11 protein-coding genes are annotated in these 19,880 nt (G+C 67.8%); 5 read left to right on the top strand and 6 right to left on the bottom strand.

Annotated features, from left to right (window positions below; genetic code table 11):
- Positions 1–36: 36 nt before the first annotated feature.
- The gene (locus tag ACE3RX_RS13835) at positions 37–894 is read right to left on the bottom strand and encodes an HDOD domain-containing protein (RefSeq protein ID WP_374484697.1); all 858 of its coding nucleotides are present in this window, start codon (positions 892–894) and stop codon (positions 37–39) included.
- A gap of 154 nt (positions 895–1,048) precedes the next feature.
- Between ACE3RX_RS13835 and ACE3RX_RS13830 the strand changes: the two genes are divergently transcribed.
- The 4 genes from ACE3RX_RS13830 to ACE3RX_RS13815 all read left to right on the top strand — a co-directional run bounded on the left by ACE3RX_RS13830 (position 1,049) and on the right by ACE3RX_RS13815 (position 10,167).
- The gene (locus tag ACE3RX_RS13830) at positions 1,049–1,561 is read left to right on the top strand and encodes a hypothetical protein (protein ID WP_374484693.1); all 513 of its coding nucleotides are present in this window, start codon (positions 1,049–1,051) and stop codon (positions 1,559–1,561) included.
- A 79-nt stretch (positions 1,562–1,640) separates the two neighbouring features.
- Positions 1,641–3,617 carry a DUF1631 family protein gene (locus ACE3RX_RS13825; RefSeq protein WP_374484691.1) on the top strand — a complete coding sequence of 659 codons (1,977 nt, stop codon included), beginning with the start codon at positions 1,641–1,643 and terminating at the stop codon, positions 3,615–3,617.
- Between the two features lie 102 nt (positions 3,618–3,719).
- A complete protein-coding gene (uvrA, locus tag ACE3RX_RS13820) occupies positions 3,720–9,233 on the top strand; it encodes an excinuclease ABC subunit UvrA (protein ID WP_374484687.1) in 5,514 nt (1,837 codons plus the stop codon).
- 4 nt (positions 9,234–9,237) lie between these two features.
- The gene (locus ACE3RX_RS13815; protein WP_374484685.1) at positions 9,238–10,167 is read left to right on the top strand and encodes a LysR family transcriptional regulator; all 930 of its coding nucleotides are present in this window, start codon (positions 9,238–9,240) and stop codon (positions 10,165–10,167) included.
- 87 nt (positions 10,168–10,254) lie between these two features.
- Here the strand turns inward: ACE3RX_RS13815 and ACE3RX_RS13810 are convergent, their stop codons facing one another.
- Complete coding sequence (locus ACE3RX_RS13810; protein ID WP_374484683.1) at positions 10,255–11,508, bottom strand: Bcr/CflA family multidrug efflux MFS transporter; 1,254 nt, start codon at positions 11,506–11,508, stop codon at positions 10,255–10,257.
- A 140-nt stretch (positions 11,509–11,648) separates the two neighbouring features.
- Between ACE3RX_RS13810 and ACE3RX_RS13805 the strand changes: the two genes are divergently transcribed.
- Positions 11,649–12,656, top strand: a complete 1,008-nt coding sequence (locus ACE3RX_RS13805; protein WP_374484680.1) for a phospholipase A — start codon at positions 11,649–11,651, stop codon at positions 12,654–12,656.
- Positions 12,657–12,766: 110 nt separating this feature from the next.
- On the opposite strand, the gene ACE3RX_RS13800 is transcribed toward ACE3RX_RS13805, so the two are convergent.
- From ACE3RX_RS13800 to ACE3RX_RS13785, 4 genes are all read right to left on the bottom strand, one after another.
- The gene (locus ACE3RX_RS13800; RefSeq protein ID WP_374484678.1) at positions 12,767–15,202 is read right to left on the bottom strand and encodes an ABC transporter substrate binding protein; all 2,436 of its coding nucleotides are present in this window, start codon (positions 15,200–15,202) and stop codon (positions 12,767–12,769) included.
- Between the two features lie 85 nt (positions 15,203–15,287).
- On the bottom strand, positions 15,288–16,457 hold the full coding sequence (locus ACE3RX_RS13795; protein WP_374484675.1) for an ABC transporter permease: 1,170 nt from the start codon (positions 16,455–16,457) through the stop codon (positions 15,288–15,290).
- Entirely contained in the window at positions 16,454–17,608 is a 1,155-nt protein-coding gene (locus ACE3RX_RS13790) for an ABC transporter permease (protein WP_374484671.1), read from the bottom strand. Before ACE3RX_RS13790 ends, ACE3RX_RS13795 begins: the two co-directional genes overlap by 4 nt.
- A gap of 218 nt (positions 17,609–17,826) precedes the next feature.
- Positions 17,827–19,872 carry an ATP-binding cassette domain-containing protein gene (locus ACE3RX_RS13785; protein WP_374484667.1) on the bottom strand — a complete coding sequence of 682 codons (2,046 nt, stop codon included), beginning with the start codon at positions 19,870–19,872 and terminating at the stop codon, positions 17,827–17,829.
- Between the last annotated feature and the right edge of the window lie 8 nt (positions 19,873–19,880).

Genomic DNA, 19,880 nt, shown 5'->3' with positions numbered 1-19,880 from the left:
CCACAGCCAAGCCCAACAGGCCAGCCACGGCAAGCGTCAGGCCAGCGCGGCGGCGACGAGTTCGCGGAATTCGTCCAGGTCGTGGTCGGTCGTGCCGAGGAAGCTGCGGGCATCCTCGAAGGCGCGCTGGCTCACGTCCGGCGCGGCGCCGCCGAGTTCGGCGATGATGTACTCGGCGAGCTGGGTGACGGCGATCAGCGCCAGCGCATTCGATGGCAATTCCTCCTCGGGGAGGATGTAGCGTTCGGGGTTGTGGTGATGCTGGATCGCCGCAGCGATCTTGGCCGGTAGTCCCCAGTTGCGCGCCAGCAGCCAGCCGACCACCGCGTGGTCGCTGTGGAACTGCGCGCGCTCGAGCCCGACCAGATGATCGCCGTGTTCGCCGGCGCTGCTGTAGAGCGCCGCGTAGCTGGAGAAGTGCTGCATCAGTACCGGCACGGCGGCATTCTGGAACAGTCCGTAGGTGTAGGCGTCTTCCGGAGGAATGCCTACGTGCTTGCGGGCCAGCAGGCCGGCACACAGGGCGCGGGATGCTGCCATTTCCCAGAAGTGCTCGAGGAAGTCGGCCGGCAGGCCGTCGACGGAGCTGCGCAGCGCGGCAGCGACTATGATGTTCAGTACGTTGCTGGTGCCCAGGCGGTTGATCGCCTGCTGCACGCTCTTCACCGGCGCGGCGGAGCCGAATATCGGCGAGTTGGCGAGCTTGACGGCCATTGCCGACATGCCCACGTCGGATGAAATGATGCGGGCGAGAACCTTGAAGTTCGGTTCGTCCTTGCGGGCTTCGTGCAGCACCTCGGTGACCATTGCAGGGCAGGCAGGGATGCGGATGGAGGCAAGGTCGCTAGCGAGTTGCTGGGGGCTGGATGGCTTGGGCTTGGTGGCGCTGGTCATGATTCCGTACTGATGCTAATTCGATCTGGTGAATTTGTCGGAAAAATCAATTTTTTTATTTTAAGGCGAAGATGGCGACGAGCAATTGATGCTTTGCCGCATTCGTGACTATTGCACACCCACCAACTGGCCGACTGCAAGCGGAGCAGGACAAATGGCACGAGCATCCCCCTGGCTGACCGGACTGGCAAGCGTCGCGCTGCTGGTGTCCCAGGTGCACCTGGCGCTTATCGTGGGGATGCGCCGTCCCAACATCATTTGCCTGCAACTCAGCTTCAGCGCCGAGCGTTACTGGGGGATCCTGAATGCGTGGGGGGCTGAAGGACTTCGGGCGTACCGGGAACATTTCGCCGCAGATGCGCTCCACCTGTGCGTCTACGCGCTGTTCGGCTATGTCGTCGCGACCCGGGGCGGGCTCTTCCCGGAAAGTGCTGGGCGTGCGGCCGGCAGGCTGGCCGCGCTGTTGCCGCTGGCGGCGCTGTTCGACATTGCGGAGAACCTGTTGCAACTGCGCTTGCTGGCCGGCCCCTTCGGGGCGCCGAGCGTGCTGATTCCCATGTCGGCCTCTTGTTCACTGCTGAAATGGGGGCTCGTCCTCTTCTTCGCCCTGTGGGTGGGGTGGCGATTGCTTGGTAAATGCGGCTTGGCAGGACGTGTTGCACACTGAAGGTTTCGGCGTTTTTACCGATAAAGCCAGATGCGGCTAAGATTGGTCTGCTTAACAAAATATAACGAACCCGATCGCTATGGCGCTTCCTACCCTCACCGACGACCAGCCCGCCACAATGGCCGCCCAGTTGCTGGCCGACAGCCGCGCGCGCTTCCTGGAGACGCTGCGGCGGGCGGCAGGCGAGGTCATTCGTCACGCGGGTTGGCTGGACGAATTGGCCAAAGCTGCCGGCGAGTGCTTCGACGAGCTGTCGGGTGCCAAGGAGCGGCCGGGTTTCGAGCAGATGCACGGGCTGACAGCGTCCCACATCAGCCTGGTTCACGACGACGACATGGATTATTCGGTCGAGCTGATGAATCTCGACCAGCGCCTGCGCGACGCCTGCGAGCGCGAACTGGCGTCCCTGCACCTGCGCATGCGGATGCTGATGGCGGGGACCGATGCCGTGCTGCAGAAGGAGTCGCCGGTTGGCTCCGAGAGCGTGTGCCGGGCCCTGCGTGCGCTGAAGGAGACCGAGCGGCTCAGCGCCCAAGAGGCGATGGTGCTCCTCAATCGCCTGGAGGAGCCGTTGCAGCGCCATCTGTGCGTGTTTTACCGGGAACTGGAACATCACCTGGCCGACGCCGGTGTCGATTCCCGCTATCGGGTCGCCACGCCGTCCCGTTCGTCCCTGGTGCCTGGCAGTGAACGCACCACTCAGGCGGAGGCCTCACGCAATCTGCAGATGAATCCCGTGGATGCGCTGCGTCTGTCCGTGCTGGCCCGGCGCGAGACGATGCCCGGTACCACCCATCTCGATCCGACCCTGGCGGCAGCCCTGCTCGAGCGCGTCGAGGCCTGGCTCGGCGAGCGCCAGCACTATGGCGGCGGGGTGCCCCAGTCCCTGGGCGCGAGTGAACTCGGTGGCTTGCTGGCGCCGGCCAGCGCGGCGGCTGTCGAAGTCGTGGAAACCGTTTTTGCCTACCTGGCGGCGGCGGCCTTCCTGCCGGCGACGATCCGTGCGGTGCTGGCCGGACTGCGGGTGCCGATGCTCCGGCTGGCCCTGCGCAGCGACACCCTGCTGGCCGAGGAGCGTCATCCGGCGCTGCGCCTGGTGGATCTGATTGCCAATGTCGGCCGTACCCTGCCGCCGGATTGTCCGCCCGAGCTGCCGGTGTGTCGGGGGCTGCTGCTCGTTGTGCGCCCGCTGCTGCGGCTGACCCGTTTCGAGGACCGGGATTTCCAGGTCGCGCTAGCCGGTGCAGAGACCTTGCTGCGCTCTCGCCAGAAAGGGGCGCTGGCCCGCGTCGAGGCCTTCAGGGAGGAGGCCGAGCGACTGGAGCGGCGCGAGGTGGCGCTACACCAGGCCAGTCGGGCGATCTACCTGTTGGTTGGTCATCGTTCCGACCCGGTGGCGCGGGAGTTCATCGAGGGGTACTGGGTGCATGTGCTGGCCAAGGCGGCGTATCGCTACGGTACGGGTAGCCCGCAATGGACGGCGCGGGTGCAGACGGCCCACCGCCTTCTGGTTAGCGCGATGCCGGAGCCCGACGAGGTGGCCCGTCAGCATCTGATGGCTCAACTGCCGGCCCTGATGCGTTCGCTGGAAGAGGGCCTGGCGTGGATCGGCCTGTCACCCGAGCACATTCGGGAGGGGCTGGCGCCGTGCCTGGAGCTGCATGCTGCACTGATTGCCGGCCGGCCCGGTCCCGAGCCCCGCTATCGCCGGCCGTCGGTGCCGGTCCTCGGCACGGTGGGCGATCGGCTGGATTTCCGGGTTTTGCGCCATAAGCAGTACTTCGCCGGCGAGCTGTCCTTGCCTTCCGAATGGGCTGAACTGGAAGTGGGGCAGTGCGTCGCCGTCGGGCTGCCGGATGGCAACGTGATGCGCGGCTTCGTCGGGCTGATCGGCCCGGCCCGCCAGCTGATCCTGATCGTCGATGGGGACGGGGGCGAGGTGCTCGCGGTGACGGCCCGTGCGCTGGCCCAGCAGACCGCCTCGCCGCAAACCCAGTTGTTCAGCGATAGCTCCATCGTCGACGAGGCGGCCACCGACCGTTTGATCAATCCCTGATTCAGTCGCGCCGGTCGGGCGCGGGAACCCCTTGTGCTGCGGGAGGTCTGCCAACAGGCCCTACAATAGGCACTGCCTGCCTCTTCTCCGATCCCGCTGCCCATGTGTTCCGATCCTGCCTGCCCGGCCGATCACGGCCCCGCTGACGCCGACGCCATCCGTATCCGCGGCGCCCGCCAGAACAACCTGAAGAACCTGTCCCTCGACATCCCCCACCACGAGCTGGTGGTGGTCACCGGGGTGTCCGGTTCCGGCAAGAGTTCGCTGGTTTTCGATACCCTGTACGCCGAAGGCCAGCGCCGCTACGTGGAGACTTTTTCCCCGTACGCGCGCCAGTTCCTCGACCGCATGGACAAGCCGCAGGTGGACCGCATCGAAGGTGTGCCGCCGGCCATCGCCATTGACCAGACCAACCCGGTGCGCACCTCCCGCTCGACGGTTGGCACGATGACCGAGCTGGCCGACCACTTCAAGCTGCTCTACGCTCGCGCCGCCAAGCTGCACTGCCGCTGCTGCGGCAAGCCGGTGAGCCGCGATACGCCGGCGACGATCTTCGCCGACCTGTCGGCCCGCGCCGCGGCGGCCGGCGATCCCCGCCTGGTGGTGAGCTTCCCGGTCACCGTGCCGACGAGCTTCAGCGACGAGGAGATCGCCGGCCTTCTTGCCCAGCAGGGCTACACCCGCATCCATTCCCGCGACGGCGAGCTGCTCCACGTGGTGCAGGACCGCTTCCGCCTCGGCAACGCCGAGCACGCCCGCGTGATGGAGGCGCTGGAGATCGGCCTGCGCGCGGGCCACGGCCGCCTCAGCGTGCATGCGCTGGGCGATGACGGCGAGACGCGCTGGAAATTCAGCTCCGGCCTGCACTGCGCCGACTGCGACATCGCCTATTCCGACCCGACGCCGAGCCTGTTCTCCTTCAACTCGCCGATCGGCGCCTGCGACACCTGCCGCGGCTTCGGGCGGGTCATCGGCGTCGATTTCGCGCTGGTCATCCCGGACGAATCCAAGACCCTCGCCGAAGGCGCGGTGAAGCCCTGGCAGAGCCCCAGCTTCAAGGAATGCCAGGACGACCTGGCCAAGATGGCCAAGAAGTACGGCGTGCCGATGGACGTGCCGGTGCGCGATCTGTCGCCGGAACACCGCCGCTGGCTGCTCGAAGGCGACGACAAGTGGAAGAACTGGGATTCGTCCTGGCCGCGCTACTGGTACGGGGTGCGCCACTTCTTCGACTGGCTGGAGAGCAAGGCCTACAAGATGCACATCCGGGTGCTGCTGTCGCGCTACCGCAGCTACACCGAATGCCCGGCCTGCCACGGCGCCCGCCTCAAGCCGGACGCGTTGCTGTGGCGGCTGCCGGCGGCCGGCGGCGAGTGGGCGATCCACGAACTGCTGGCCCGCCCGGTGGACGAGATCGTGCCTTTCGTCGGTGGCCTCGTGCTGCCGGCGCCGCTGGACGAGGCCACCGAGCTGCTGCTCGGCGAGATCAAGGGCCGCCTCAAGTACCTGCAGGACGTTGGCCTCGGCTACCTGACGCTGGACCGTCAGTCGCGCACTTTGTCCGGCGGCGAGGTGCAGCGCATCAATCTGACCACCGCGCTGGGCACCTCGCTGGTGAATACGCTGTTCGTGCTGGATGAGCCGTCCATCGGCCTGCATCCGCGCGACATCAACCGCATCCTCGGGGTGATGGAGCGCCTGCGCGACGCCGGCAACTCGCTGGTGGTGGTGGAGCACGACCCGCAGCTGATGCTGGCCGCCGACCGCCTGCTCGACATCGGCCCCGGCCCCGGCGAGCGCGGTGGGGAGATCGTCGCCTACGGCCCGCCGGTGAGCATCGCCAACGATCCGGCTTCGCTGACCGGTGCCTACCTGGCCGGCCGCAAGCGCGTCGATGCGCGCCGTGTGCCGCGGCAGGTAGAGGCCAACACGCCGCGCCTGACGCTGCTCGGCGCCCGCCAGCACAACCTGCGCGGCGTCGATCTGGCGATCCCGCTGCAACGCTTGGTCGGCATTACCGGCGTGTCCGGCTCCGGCAAGTCCACGCTGATCCAGGACGTGCTGTTCCCGGCGCTGGCCAAGCACTTCGGCCAGCCCGCCGAGCCGCCCGGCGCCTTCGAAGGCTTCGCCGGCGTGGAGGCGATCAAGGGCGTGGTGATGGTGGACCAGTCGCCGATCGGCAAGAGCGCGCGCTCCAACCCGGTCAGCTACGTTGGCGCGTGGGACGCCATCCGCAAGCTCTTCGCCAACCTGGAGGAGGCCAAGGAGCGCGGCTACACGCCGGGCACCTTCAGCTTCAACTCGGGCACCGGGCGCTGCCCGACCTGCACCGGCTCGGGCTTCGAGCACGTCGAGATGCAGTTCCTGTCCGACGTTTACCTGCGCTGCCCGGACTGCGACGGCAAGCGCTACCGGCCGGAGATCCTGGCCCTCAACTGGCGCGGCAGGAGCGTCGCCGACGTGCTGGAGATGACGGTCTCCGAAGCGCTGGCCTTCTTTGCCGATCAGAAGGCGGTGCTCGCCGCACTGGCCCCGCTGGCCGACGTGGGGCTGGAGTACGTACGCCTCGGCCAGCCGGTGCCGACCTTGTCCGGCGGTGAGGCCCAGCGCCTCAAGCTGGCCGGCTACCTGGCCGAAGCGGCGCAACTGGCCGCCAAGAAATCCAGGAAAGGCGACGCCACCGACGAGCCCGGCCTGCTGTTCCTGTTCGACGAGCCCACCACCGGCCTGCATTTCGAGGACGTGGCGCGCCTGCTGTCGGCCTTCGAGAAGCTGCTCGACGCCGGCCACTCGCTGGTGGTCATCGAGCACAACCTGGACGTGATCGCCGCCGCCGACTGGCTGATCGACCTCGGCCCGGAAGGCGGCAGCGGCGGCGGTTTGATCGTCGCCGAAGGCACGCCGGCCGCGCTGATCGCCACGCCGGCCTCGCATACCGGCAAGGCGCTGGCCGACTACGCCGCGCAGCTGTCGGCGATGCAGGCCGCGCCGGTGGTGGCCGAGCCGGCGCCGCGCTACCGGGCGGTGGTGCCGAAGGCGATCACCATCCGCCACGCCCGCCACCACAACCTGAAGAACGTCAGCCTGGACATCCCCCGCGACCAGTTCACGGTGATCACCGGCCTGTCCGGCTCCGGCAAGTCCACGCTGGCCTTCGACATCGTCTTCGGCGAGGGTCAGCGGCGCTACCTGGAGTCGCTCAACGCCTACGCCCGCCAGTTCGCGCAGCCGTCGGCGCGGCCCGAGGTTGACGCGATCTTCGGCATTCCGCCGACGGTGGCCATCGAGCAGCGGGTCAGCCGCGGCGGGCGCAAGAGCACGGTGGGCACCCTCACCGAGATCCAGCCCTTCCTGCGCCTGCTCTACGTGAAGCTGGGCACCCAGTACTGCCCGGACTGCGACGTGCCGGTCACGCCGCAGAGCTTCGAGGCCATCGTCGCGCAGATCCAGCGCGACTTTCAGGGCCGCTCCGTCGAGCTGCTGGCGCCGCTGATCATCAACCGCAAGGGCTTGTACACCGACCTCGCCAAGTGGGCGCGGGGCAAGGGCTTCGAGCAGTTGCGCGTCGATGGCGACTACCTGCCGACCAAGAAATGGCCGCGCCTCGACCGCTACAAAGAACACAACATCGAGCTGCCGGTGGGCATGGTGCAGGTCGGGCCGGACACGGAAACCCAGCTGCGCGAATACGTGGCCGCAGCGCTGGAGCACGGCAAGGGCGTTCTCAAGCTGCTCCCGCTCGGCGACGCTGCAGCGACGCTTACGACTTTGTCCACGCTGCGTGCCTGCCCGGATTGCGGCACCAGTTTCCCGGAGCCCGACCCGCGCCTGTTCTCCTACAACGCCAAGCATGGCTGGTGTCCGGACTGCTACGGCACCGGCATCAAGATCGCCGGTAAGGTGGAGAACCCGGACGACCTCGACCTCGGCGAGCTGGAGGCCGACAGCGACGAGGCCTGCCCGAGCTGCCACGGCGCCCGCCTCAACCCGGTGGCCCGCGCAGTGCGCTTCCGCGACCTGGGCCTGCACGAGCTGGCCTCGCTGGCGGTGGGCAAGGTGGCGGATTTCTTCGACGGCCTGCAACTGGCCCGCCGGGAGGCCGACATCGGTCGCGACCTGGTCGGCGAGATCCGCGGCCGGCTGGACTTCCTGAAGAAGGTCGGCCTCGGCTACCTGGCCCTCGACCGCGCCGCGCCGACCCTGTCCGGCGGCGAGGCCCAGCGCATCCGCCTGGCGGCCCAGCTCGGCTCCAACCTCACCGGCGTGTGCTACATCCTCGACGAGCCGACCATCGGCCTGCACCCGCGCGACAACCAGCTGCTGCTCGACACGCTGGAAGCCCTGCGCGGCCGTGGCAACACCCTGCTGGTGGTGGAGCACGACGAGGACACCATCCGCCGCGCCGATCACGTCATCGACATCGGCCCGGGCGCCGGCGTGCGTGGCGGGCGCATCATCGCCGAAGGCAAGCTGGCCGACCTGATGGCGGCGCCGGAGTCGGCCACCGGTCGCTGCTTCCGCCAGCCGCTGGTGCATCCGCTGGCGCCGCGACGCGCGGTGGCGGACGAGCAGCCGGCGCTGGTGGTGCGCGACGCCAGCCTGCACAACCTGAAGAACGTATCGGCCCGCGTGCCCCTCGGCCGCCTCACGGTGGTGACCGGCGTGTCCGGCTCCGGCAAATCCACCTTCGCCCGCGACGTGCTGCACGCCAGCCTGGCGGCGGGGGCGCCGGTGGGCTGTGCCGAGCTGGCCGGCCGCGAGCTGGTTGGCCGTGTTCTGGAGGTGGACCAGACGCCGATCGGCAAGACGCCGCGCTCCTGCCCGGCCACCTACATCGGCTTCTGGGACGCCATCCGCAAGCTGTTCGCCGAGACCACCGAGGCCAAGATGCGCGGCTGGAACGCCTCGCGCTTCTCCTTCAACACCGGCGCGGGCCGTTGCCCGGTGTGCGAGGGGCAGGGCCAGATCACCATCGAGATGAACTTCCTGCCCGATGTGAAGATGCCCTGCGAGGCCTGCGGCGGCGCCCGCTTCAACCCGGAAACCCTGACCGTCCAGTGGAAGGGCAAGACGGTGGCCGACCTGCTGCACATGGCGGTGGAGGATGCGGTGGATTTCTTCGCCGCCCACCCGTCCATCGCCCATCCGCTGCGCCTGCTGCAGGATGTGGGCCTTGGCTACCTGACCCTCGGCCAGCCCAGCCCGACCCTGTCAGGCGGCGAAGCCCAGCGCATCAAGCTGGTCTCCGAGCTGGCCAAGGTGCGCGGCCGTGCCGGCGAATCGGCGGCTGGCCCCGGCCGCCCGCTGCCGCCGGAGAAGCACACCCTGTACGTGCTCGACGAGCCCACCGTCGGTCTGCACATGGCGGACGTGGAGAAGCTGATCCACGTCTTGCACCGCCTGGCCGACGCCGGCCACACGGTGCTGGTCATCGAGCATGACCTGGACCTGATGGCCGAGGCCGACTGGATCGTGGACCTGGGGCCGGAAGGCGGCGACGGTGGTGGCGAGATCGTCGCCGAAGGGCCGCCGGAGGCGGTGGTGCAGGTGGCGCGCTCTCACACCGGGCGCATCCTCGGCGAGTTCCTGGCGGCGCGCCGCGGCGAGGCTGCCTGAGTCGATGAACTCCGATGACCTGCGGCTGTTCGCGCGCATCGTCAAGGCCGGCAGCATCTCGCGGGCGGCGCTGGAGACGGGCGTCGACCAGTCCACGCTTAGCCGGCGCCTGGCGGCGCTGGAAGGGGAACTCGGCACGCGCCTGTTGCACCGTAGTGGGCGCGGCGTGCAGCCCACCGAAAGGGGCGAGACGCTGCTCGAATACGCCGAGTCCATCGGCCGCCTGCTCGACGAGGCTGGCTCGGTGATGCAGCACGGGGGCGGACGCGGCCCGAGCCAGCTGCACATCGCCGCCCAGCCGACCATCGCCAGCCTGCTCTTTGCGCCGTTGGCACGGCTGCTGAAGGAACACTACCCCGATAGCCGGCTGCGCTTCGTGGAAGCGCTGGCCGATCAGCTGCTCGACAAGCTGGCCAGCGGTGACGTGGATCTGGCGCTGATCTACCTGCCTGAGCAGGGCGTCGTGCAGGCCGATGTCCTGCTCAGCGAAGGGCTGCGCCTGGTCTTGCCCGCCGCGCATCGGCTGGCCGGCGAGGCCGCGCCGGTGTCCGCGCTGCGCGACATCCCGCTGATCCTGCCGAGTACCCACCATGGCCTGCGCATGTTGGTGGAGTCCCTGGCGGCTCGCCATGGCTTTGCGCCGCGGATCGCGGTCGAGCTGGATGGCTCCATCGCCCTTATCAAGCGGATGGTGGCGGAAGGCTGCGGCGGAACCCTGCTGCCCGAAGCTGCTGTGCGCGACGAGATCGCCGCCGGCGTGCTGCGGAGTTGTCGGCTGAGCGACCCGGAGGTGAGCCGGCAGGTTGGTCTGGTGCTGGCGCGCAACCGGGTGGTGCCGGATGGCCTGTGGGCCATCGTCCGGCTGATCAAGGACGAGGTGGCTCGCCTTGTCGAATCCGGCGAGTGGCCGGATGCCAGGCTCGAACGAGGCTGATCCCACTTCCCGTTGCTTGTGTGCGGGGCGGTGGACTGTGGGGGCGAATTCATTCGCCCCCACAAAAGAGGGAGAGAGGGCCGTTCCTCAGGCCGCGCCGGATTGCGACGCTGCGGCGGTGCTTGCGTGATGGTGGTCGTGGTGGGCAACCAGCAGGCGATGCACGGCCCAGGCGCCGATGCCGCACAAGGCCATCACTATCGCCAGCGGTCGGCCGCTGCCGTCGTGGAGCAGGCCGACCAGCGCACCGGCGAGGGTCGCGAAGAAGAACTGCAGCGCGCTGGCCAGGGCCGCCGCGGTGCCGGCCTGTTGCCCGTGGGTGGCGAGCGCCGACGCGGTGGCGTTGGGAATGATGAAGCCCAGGCTGCTGACGAAGCAGAAGAAGGCGCCGACGAACCACGGCAGCGAAATCTCCCCGGTGAAGGCCAGCCCGGCGAGCAGCAGGCCGGTCAGCAGCGGCACCCATAGCGCGCGGCGCAGCAGCAGGGTTGCCGGGGAGCGCTTCAGCAGATGGGCGTTGAGCTGGCTGGCGGCGATCAGGCCGAAGGCGTTGCTGCCAAAGAACCAGCCGTAGTCCTGCGGTGCGACACCGTACAGGTCGATGAGCACGAAGGGTGAGCCGGCAACGTAGGCGAACATGCCCGACATGGCCAGGCCGCCGCCCAGCGCATAGCCGAGGAAGGCCCGGTTGGCGAGCAGGCGGCCATAGTTGCGGAGCACCGTGCCGAGTTGCAGCGGCGGTTCGTGGCGGGTGTCGTGGCTTTCCGCCAGGCCAAGGCGAATGGCCAGAAGGCAGGCTGCGCCGAACACCGCCAGCACGATGAAGATGCTGCGCCAACTGGAGATACCGAGCAGCGCGCCGCCGATCAGCGGGGCGAGAATGGGAGCGAGGCCCATGACCAGCATCAGCAGCGAGAAGGCGCGTGCGGAGTCCCGTGCCGAGCAGCGGTCGCGAACGATGGCGCTGGGGATAATGATGCCGGCACAGCCGCCGAGGCCCTGCACGAAGCGCCAGCCAATCAAGGCCGGGATGCTTGTCGCGCAGGCGGCACCGATTGCCGCGGCGGTGTAAATGATGAGCCCGACGTAGAGCGGCTTCTTGCGGCCGAAGCGATCGCTGAGGGGGCCGTAGAACAGCTGGCCGAAGGTCAGCCCGATGAAGAAGGCGGCCAGGGTCAGTTCGACGCTGCCGGGCTGTCCGCCGAGGCCGCGCTCGATCTGCGGGAAGCTGGGCAGGTACATGTCGATGGACAGCGGGCCAATGGCGGTCAGCACGCCGAGCAGGACCAGCCAGGGTGGCAGGCCGAGGCGCTCTTCGGCGCCTGTGGTAGTTGTTGTCATGATGATTAAATGCCGGTTGGGGGCTACAGTATGGGCGGCTTGCGATGGCTGCTCATGGCTCCACGTGCATAGCCGCTATGCAGTGCCGCGGGCGCGGTGTGCCGGGAGGGAGGATTCGGGTGTCCGGGAAGGGAGTATGGATGGTGGGCAAGACGGAAGCGGGAGGATGCCGGCTGGGGGCTGCGCTGTTGGTAGCGACCGGCGTGCTAGTGGCACCCGTCGCAAAGGCCGGTGATCCGGCAGCCTGCGCGGCGATCGCCGATAACACCGAGAGGCTTGCCTGCTACGACGCGGCGGTCGGCCGCAACCACCAGGAAGCACCGCCTGCGCCGGTTTCCGATTCGCCGCCGTTTACTGCCCGTTGGGAGCTGGACGCCGAGGACAAGCACGGCAGTTTCCTGATCAAGCCCTACAAGCCCACCTACATGCTGCTGGGGCGATGGACTACGTCCGCCAACCGCCAGCCCGGCTCGCCGAGCCCCTTGCACAGCGTGACCGAAGCCCAGGACGTGGTGCCGGTCGAGGCCAAGTACCAGATCAGCTTCAAGACCAAGCTGTGGGAAGGCCTGGTCGGCCACCACGGCGACCTGTGGCTGGGCTACACGCAGCAGTCGAGCTGGCAGGTGTACAACAAGAGTAATTCCTCGCCGTTCCGCGAGACGGATTACGAGCCGGAACTGATGGCGGTGTTCCGCAGCAACCTGGACGCTGGGCTGGGCTTCAAGGTGAAGATGCTGGCGGTGGGGCTCAATCACCAGTCCAACGGCCGCGCGGTGCCGCTGTCGCGCAGCTGGAACCGGATCACCGCCCAGGTCGGCGTGGAGCGCGGTGACTTCGCGCTGGTGCTGCGGCCATGGTATCGCCTGCCGGAAAAGGCCAGTCACGACGACAACCCGGACATCGGCCGCTATCTGGGCTACGGTGACCTGCAGGCCATGTGGAAGCTCGGTGAGCACGGCATCGGCCTCAACCTGCGCGGTCCCTTGCTGGCCGGCCGCGGCTCGGCCCAGCTCGACTGGAGCTTCCCTATCCACCGCAACCTGAAGGGCTTCGTGCAGCTTTTCAATGGCTTCGGCGAGACGCTGATCGACTACAACCATCGCCAGACCACCCTCGGCATCGGCGTGTCACTGGTGGACTGGCTGTAGTTGAGCATTTTGTGAGGGGCGCTTTGTGGGGGCGAATTCATTCGCCCGCAGCCGGTTGCATGAAGTCCGAGGGCGAATGAATTCGCCCCCACGGAAATTGCACCTGGCCCCTATGGTTTCAGGCGAACGGTGAACCAGAAGGTGCTGCCTTCGCCCGGCGTGCTGTCCACGCCGACTTCGCCGCCCATCAGGCGGGCCAGCTTGCGGTTGATGGCGAGGCCGAGGCCAGTGCCACCGTGGCGGCGGGTGAAGGAGCCGTCTGCCTGCTCGAAGCTGAGGAAGATGCGCCGCTGGTCCTCTGCCTTCACGCCAATTCCGGAATCCTGCACCTCGAAGCGCAGCAGCAAGCCCAGCGTGTCTTCCCGCAGCAGGCTGCCGCGCAGTGCGACGAAACCCTTCTCGGTGAATTTGGCAGCGTTGCTGACGTAGTTGATCAGCATCTGGCTGATGCGATGGGGATCGCCTTTCATGCTGGCGGGCAGGCCGGCGAGGTCCACCGTGTAGTCGAGGCCGCGGGCGCGCAGCTCGGCGCCGGTGGCCTCAAGAACCCGGCGCGCCAGTTCGTCGCTGGTGAACGGTCTTTCGTTGATCGGGACGCGCTCCGCATCGAGGGCTGCGAGGTCGATCAGGTCGTCGAGGATCTTGTGGAGGTTGCTGGCGGCGTTAAGGATCCGCTCCAGGCGGTCGCGCTGGGCGGCGTCATCGCTCTTGTCCCGCAGGATACGGGCGAAGCCGAGAATGGCATTGAGGGGCGTGTGGATCTCGTGGCTCAGGTTGGCCAGGAATGTGCTCTTCGCCCGATTGGCGCTCTCGGCCAGTTCCTTGGCGGCCTGAAGTTCGGTGGTGCGCAGGCTGACCTGGGCTTCCAGGTGCTGGCGGTGCTGCTCCAGCTCGGTGAGCATCTGATGGCGCTCGGTCTGGTCCACAAACTGGATCAGCAGATGCCGCTCGTTGTTGAGCTGCACCGGCAGGATCAGGCAGTCAGCCCAGATCTCGCGGCCGAAGGAGGTCATCACGTGGATCTGGCGTTGCTGGCGGGTATCGGTCTGCAGCGCCAGCAGGCAGTCGTCGTGGATGCCGGTGGTGTGCCAGGCATGAATGCTGTGGAAGCTCTGGGCCAGCAGCTGCTCTCGGCTGGCGCCGACCAGGCGGGCGTAGCTCTCGTTGGCCATCACGCAGGGGCCGGTGTCCCGGTAGACGCCTATCGGTACCGGCGACGCCAGCAATACCGTTTCGGTGACCGCCACCGCTTCGCGCAGGCGGCTTTCGGCGCGGCGGCGCTCGGTGACTTCGTCGGTGAGGTGGGTGTTGGCGGCGGCCAGTTCAGCCGTGCGTTGACTCACCCGGGCTTCCAGCAGGCTACGCTCCTCGGCCAGCTCGGCGAGGGCCTGGCGGCGCTGGCCGGCGATGCGTATCAGCGCGACGATCAGCACGCCTTGCAGCACCACGACGAGGATGGCAGCGATGATCTGGCCGCGATAGAGCGCCCACAGGTTGGTTGGCGCGTCGATGATCTCGGCGTCCGCGGGTAGGGCGCTGGCCGGGATGTCGAAGCGTTGCAGCGTGCGGTAATCGAACAGGTCGCGGGCCGGTGAGCTCATCGTCACCGGAATGTCGGAGGCCTTGCGTCCATCCAGCACCTGGCGGGCCAGGCGGGCGGCCTCGCGGCCCTGGTCGAGGCCGTTGAGGACATGGCCGCCGAGCACTCCGGTGCCGAGATGGAAATCCCAGAAGGTGTAAACCGGCACCGGGCTGGCAGCGGCCACCAGGCGACCGTTCTCCACCGGCGTCAGCGCGCGTCCCTCGCCGCGGTCGCTGGTTTGCCCGGCGAGGAAGACCAGTGCGTTGGGCGGCAGGGACTGCAGGCGCTCGCGGATGGTCTGCATCGACGCGTCCTTCAGCACGCTGACCTGGAAGCGTGCCTTGTAGCGGGGCAGGATGCTGGTTTCGGCTTCGCTGGCGCTGCGTGCACTGCTTGGGTCGCCGGTGGACAGGATGAAGACCAGCTGGCGGGTGGCCGGATGGACCTTCAGTGCCAGCTCCACGGTGGCGCCGATGTCGATCTCCTCATTCACGCCGGTGATGTTGGTGATCCCTTTCAGCGCTTCAGGGCGGAAGTGGTTGAAGCCGCAGAAGACGATGGGCAGGCCGGGAAACAGGCGCTCCCGGTAGCGGACTGCGAAGTTGAAGGCGTCGTTGTCGGAGACGATCAGCAGGTCGTGCCGATAGCCCCGGTACTTGATTGCCATGGCATCGGCGAGGATGTCCATGCGGGCCGTGTCGGGGAAGCGGCGGGCGTCCAGGTATTCCACCGACAACTCCACCTGGCGCGTGTCGTCGGTGAGCTCCTTGCGGATGCCTTCTTCGATGGCGTCGCTCCACGGGTAGCCCGGATGATAGGAGTTGAGGAACAGCACATGGGGTGGCGGGGGCCCATTGTCGGCCCTGGCCAGCCCTTGCAGCAGGCACAGCGCAACGCACGCCAGCAGGCACAGGCTGCGGACGAGCAGGGGGCTGAGGGCGGACGGATTCGGCAAGGCTGGCATCGACAAAACTGTTCTTGTTATTCGAACAAGACTCTACGCCATTCCGTAACGGAAGGTGCGTTGCCGAGTCGTCTTGCTGTCGTCTTCAGCCGAACTGGCGGTCGAAGCGACGCATACCGGTGGCGAAGACGACGATGCCCAGCCCGGCCATCGCCAGCACCGAATCCCACAGCAGGTCCATGCCGACGCCTTTCAGCAGGATGCCGTAGGCAGCGTCGAGGAAGTAGTGCAGCGGCGAGATCCAGGCCAGCCCGCGCATCCACGGGGGCATCGCCTCGATCGGTGTCCATGCGCCGGAGAGCAGCAGCATCGGCATCAGGATCACCACCGTCAGCATGCCGACCTGGGCCAGGTTGCGGGCCACGGTGGCGGCCAGCAGGCCGAGGCCGGCGGTGGTGAACACGTAGAGGGCGGTGATCAGGAAGAAGGTGACGAGGCTGCCGCGCATCGGCAGCTGGAACAGCGGGCCGAGCACGCCGAACAGCGCGATGGCGCTGCCGGCGAGGATCACCAGCGTCATCGCGACGACCTTCGGGAAGAGGATCTGGAAAGACGTCAATGGCGTGACCATCAGCTGTTCGATGGTGCCACGCTCCTTCTCACGGACCATCGCCGCAGCCGGCAGCAGGATCGAGAACAGGGTCACGACGGTGAGCAGTTCGGAGATGCCCATGAACCACGCGTCGTTCTGGTTGGGGTTGTACCACACGCGGGTATCGGCCTCGACCACTGGGCCGGCGATGCCGCCCGACGCCGCCAGTCCTTCCCGCTGGGCGGCGGCTTCGAGGGCGTACTTGCCGACGATCTGCGCACCGTAGCTGGAGGCGAGGAAGCCGAGCACCGAGTTGGAGGTGTCCACCTGCAGCTGCACCGACACCTGTTCGCCGCGCTGCAGGCGTTCCTGGAAGCGTGGCGGCACGTCGAGCACGGCCATCACGTCGCCGTCGTCGAGGCGGCGGATCGCCTGGCGGGCGTCGGCCACGCTGCCGGCGGGCTGGAAGTAGGGCGGCTGGAAGCGGCTCGCCAGCTCCCGCGAGGCGAAGCTGTAGTCGGCGTCGAGGGTGGCGATGGCGGCGTTCTTCAGCTGCATGCTGACCCCGGAGGCGGCCAGGTAGATGTCGCCGGTGAAGCTGTACAGGAAGAACACCATCAGGGCCACATCGCGGAACAGTTGCAGCAGCTCCTTCTGCGTCATCACCCGCAGGCGGCGTAGGCCGGGCACCGAAAAAAGTCCGCCGTTCGTCATGTGGCTCATGATCTCGGCCTCTTGGTGAACAGCAGGTAGCCCAGCCCGAACAGGCCCACCGCGTAGGCGGCCAGCACCAGTACCTCGAGCCACAGGGCGTGCCAGCTCACCGCCTTCAGGAAGCAGCCGACGACGATGTTGGTGTAGTACATCGGTGGCAGTGCGTGGGCCAGCATCGATGCCGCCGGCGACAGGGAGGGCAGCGGCAGCAGCACGCCGGAGTAGAGCACCGCCGGGATGATGCTGACGATGCTGGCGACGATCATCGCGGCCACCTGGGTTTGCACCAGCATCGAGATCACCAGCCCGATGCCGGTGGTGCAGATCACGTAGAGCACCGTGGCGAAGGCGAAGAACAGCGGGTCGCCCTTGAAAGGCGCGCCGAACAGCCAGGTGGCGAGCAGCCACAGGAACATTGCGTTGGCGATGGAGATCGCCACGTAGGGCGCCAGCTTGCCGAGCAGGAATTCGCCCGGTGACACGGTGGACGAGTAGATGTTGAAGATCGAGCCGGACTCCTTCTCGCGCACCACGCCGACTGCGGTGAGGAAGGGCGGCGACAGCATCATGATCAGCATGATCAGCTTGGGCGCCAGCGACCAGATGCTCTTCACGCTTTGGTTGTAGAGGTAGCGCACCTCCAGCTTGACCGGCTGGACCCGCTGGCGCGCCTCGGCGAGCGGAATGCCGCGTACGCGGGACAGGGCGTGGGTCATGTTGTCGAGGCTCACCGCGCTGTTTATCGCCGTCACGTAGCCCATGCTGGTCTGGGTGCGTTCCGGGAAGGTGCCGTCGATCAGTACCTGCACCGGCGCCGGTTCGCCGCGCCCCAGGCGTTCGTCGAAGCGCGGGGGGATCACCAGCACCATGCGCACCTTGTTGTCGGCGAGCAGCGCGTCCACGTCGTGCTCGTCGGCGGCGTAGCCCTGGAAGGCGAAGTAGCGCGAGGAGATGAAACGGTAGGCGTAGTCGCGGCTGGCGGCGGTCTTGTCGTAATCGACCACCGCGAAGGGCAGGTTTTCCACGTCCAGCGTCAGGCCGAAGCCGAACAGCAGCATCAGCATGGCCGGCACGACGAAGGCCAGCGCGAAGAACAGGCGGTCGCGGATGATCTCGCGCCATTCCTTCCAGGCTAGGGCGACGATGCGTTGGCGGTTCATGGTCGTCGCGCATTCCTGGTGGCTCTTGTGGGGGCGAATTCATTCGCCCTTCGCGGGCAACACAAGCGCCGCGGGCGGCTGAATTCGCCCCCACAGGCGCGGTTGGGGTGGTGTTGGGGGGGTTTCTTTTCCCGCCCCCCGCGGGTCCCACCCCCCCGCGGGGGCTATAATCCCCCCCCCCCCACAGGCGAGGTTGGTGTGGTGGCTCAATCGGGCGCTCATGCTGGTCTCCGTCCGGCGTCTTCCAGCGCGGTGATGCGCTGTACGAAGACGTCCTCCATCGACAGCGGGCGCAGGCCCACCGATTGCACTACGATGCCTGCCTTGTCGAGCAGGGCCGGCAGGCGTTCGCGGTCGGTGTCGGCATCGCGCGACAGCAGGTGCACGGCGCGCCCGTGCAGCGCCACGTTGGCGAAGCCGGCATCGCGCAGCGCGTTCTGGGCCGGCACCGGGCGGTCGACGCGCAGCTCCAGCAACTGGCCGGCGCTGGTGATCAGCTCCTGCTTCATGGCCTCCGGCGAGGCGTCGGCGACGACGCGGCCGGCGAACATCAGGGCCAGATGGTCGCAGTGCTCGGCCTCGCTCATGTAGTGGGTGGTCACCAGGATCGCCACGCCTTCGCGCCGCGACAGGTGGAACAGGATGTCCCAGAACATGCGCCGGCCGATCGGATCGACGCCGGAGGTGGGCTCGTCGAGGAACAGCACGCGCGGTTCATGGACCAGCGCGCAGCCGAGGGCCAGGCGCTGGCGCAGGCCCATCGGAAGGCGGCCAGCGGCGTCGTTCTCGAAGCCGGCCAGGCCGGCCATGCCGATCACCCAGTCGCTGCGCTGGCGCGCGCGGCGGTCGTCGAGGCCGTAGATGCCGGCGTACAGGCGGATGTTCTCGACCACCGACAGGTCGTGGTACAGGGAGAAGGCCTGGCTCATATAGCCAATGCGTTCCTTGATCGCCAGCCCGGCGCTGCGCATGTCGGCACCGGCGACCCGGCCGGCGCCCGACGAGGGCTTGAGGATGCCGGTGAGCATCTTGATCACCGTGGTCTTGCCGGCCCCGTTGGCGCCGAGCAGGCCGAAGATCTCGCCCTGGGGGACCGCGAAGCTGACCGCGTCGGCGGCGCGGAAGTCGCCGAAGACACGGGTCAGGCCGGTGGCTTCGATGGCCAGCGTCGAGGTCGGCGCGGCGGCGGCTGCGTCGGCGGGCAGGCTGGTGTCGAGTCGTGCCCCCCGCTCGCGTAGCATGGCGACGAAAACGTCCTCCAGTTCGGGCTCACGGGCGAACCAGTCGCTGAGGTGGATGGTGCTTTGCTGCAGGCATTCCTGTGGGGTCGAATTTATTCGCCCGCGGTCCGTCGATGTGCCTCCCAGGTCGAATGAATTCGACCCCACTGTGGGAGGAGGGGTGGGCGTTCTCAGGCACATCTCCACGGCTGCGCGGGCTTGTTCCGGGGTCAGCCCTTCGGCAAACACCCGCAGCCAGGCGCCCATCGCTTCGGTCTGCGGAAACTGCGCTTTCAGGCGCGGCAGCGCGTCGGCCTGGGGTTCGGCGCGGAACAGGGCGAGGGTGCCGGGCACGCGGGCGATCAGTTCGGCCGGCGTGCCTTCGCCCATCACCTTGCCTTCGTGGAACAGGGACACGCGGTGGAAGCGGTCGGCTTCGTCCAGATAGGCGGTGGACACCAGCGCGGTGATGCCTTTTTCCTCCAGCAGCTTGCCGAGGATGGCCCAGAAGTCCCGGCGCGACACCGGATCGACGCCGGTGGTCGGCTCGTCGAGGATCACCAGCTCGGGTTCGTGGATCAGCGTGCACACCAGCCCGAGCTTCTGCTTCATGCCGCCGGACAGCTGGCGCATCGGGCGGCTGCGGAAGGCGTCGAGGCGGGTCATGCCGAGGAGCATGTTCTTGCGCTCGGCCAGCTCCGCGCCCGGCACGCCGCGCAGGCGGCCGAAGAAATCCACGTTCTCCTCGATGGACAGGTCCGGGTAGAGGTTGAGGCCCAGCCCTTGGGGCAGAAAGCCGATGCGTTGCTTGACCTTCTCGGCGGCCCGCTCGGAGTCGATGACGGTGCCGAAGACTTCCACCGTGCCGCCGTCGTGGGCCAGCACGCCGGCCACCGATTTCATCAGGCTGGACTTGCCGGCCCCGTCGGCGCCGACCAGACCGTAGATCTCGCCGCGCTGCACCGTCAGCGCCAGACCGTCGGCGGCCACGCGCTTGCCGTAGCGCTTGATGAAGCCTTCGACGCGGATCGCCGGTGCGGACATGGTCTGCG

The sequence above is a fragment of the Zoogloea sp. genome, assembly GCF_041914405.1.
Classification (GTDB): Bacteria; Pseudomonadota; Gammaproteobacteria; order Burkholderiales; family Rhodocyclaceae; genus Zoogloea.
The sequence above is the reverse complement of the archived record's forward strand: the minus strand, read 5'-3'. Positions and strand labels throughout refer to the sequence as shown.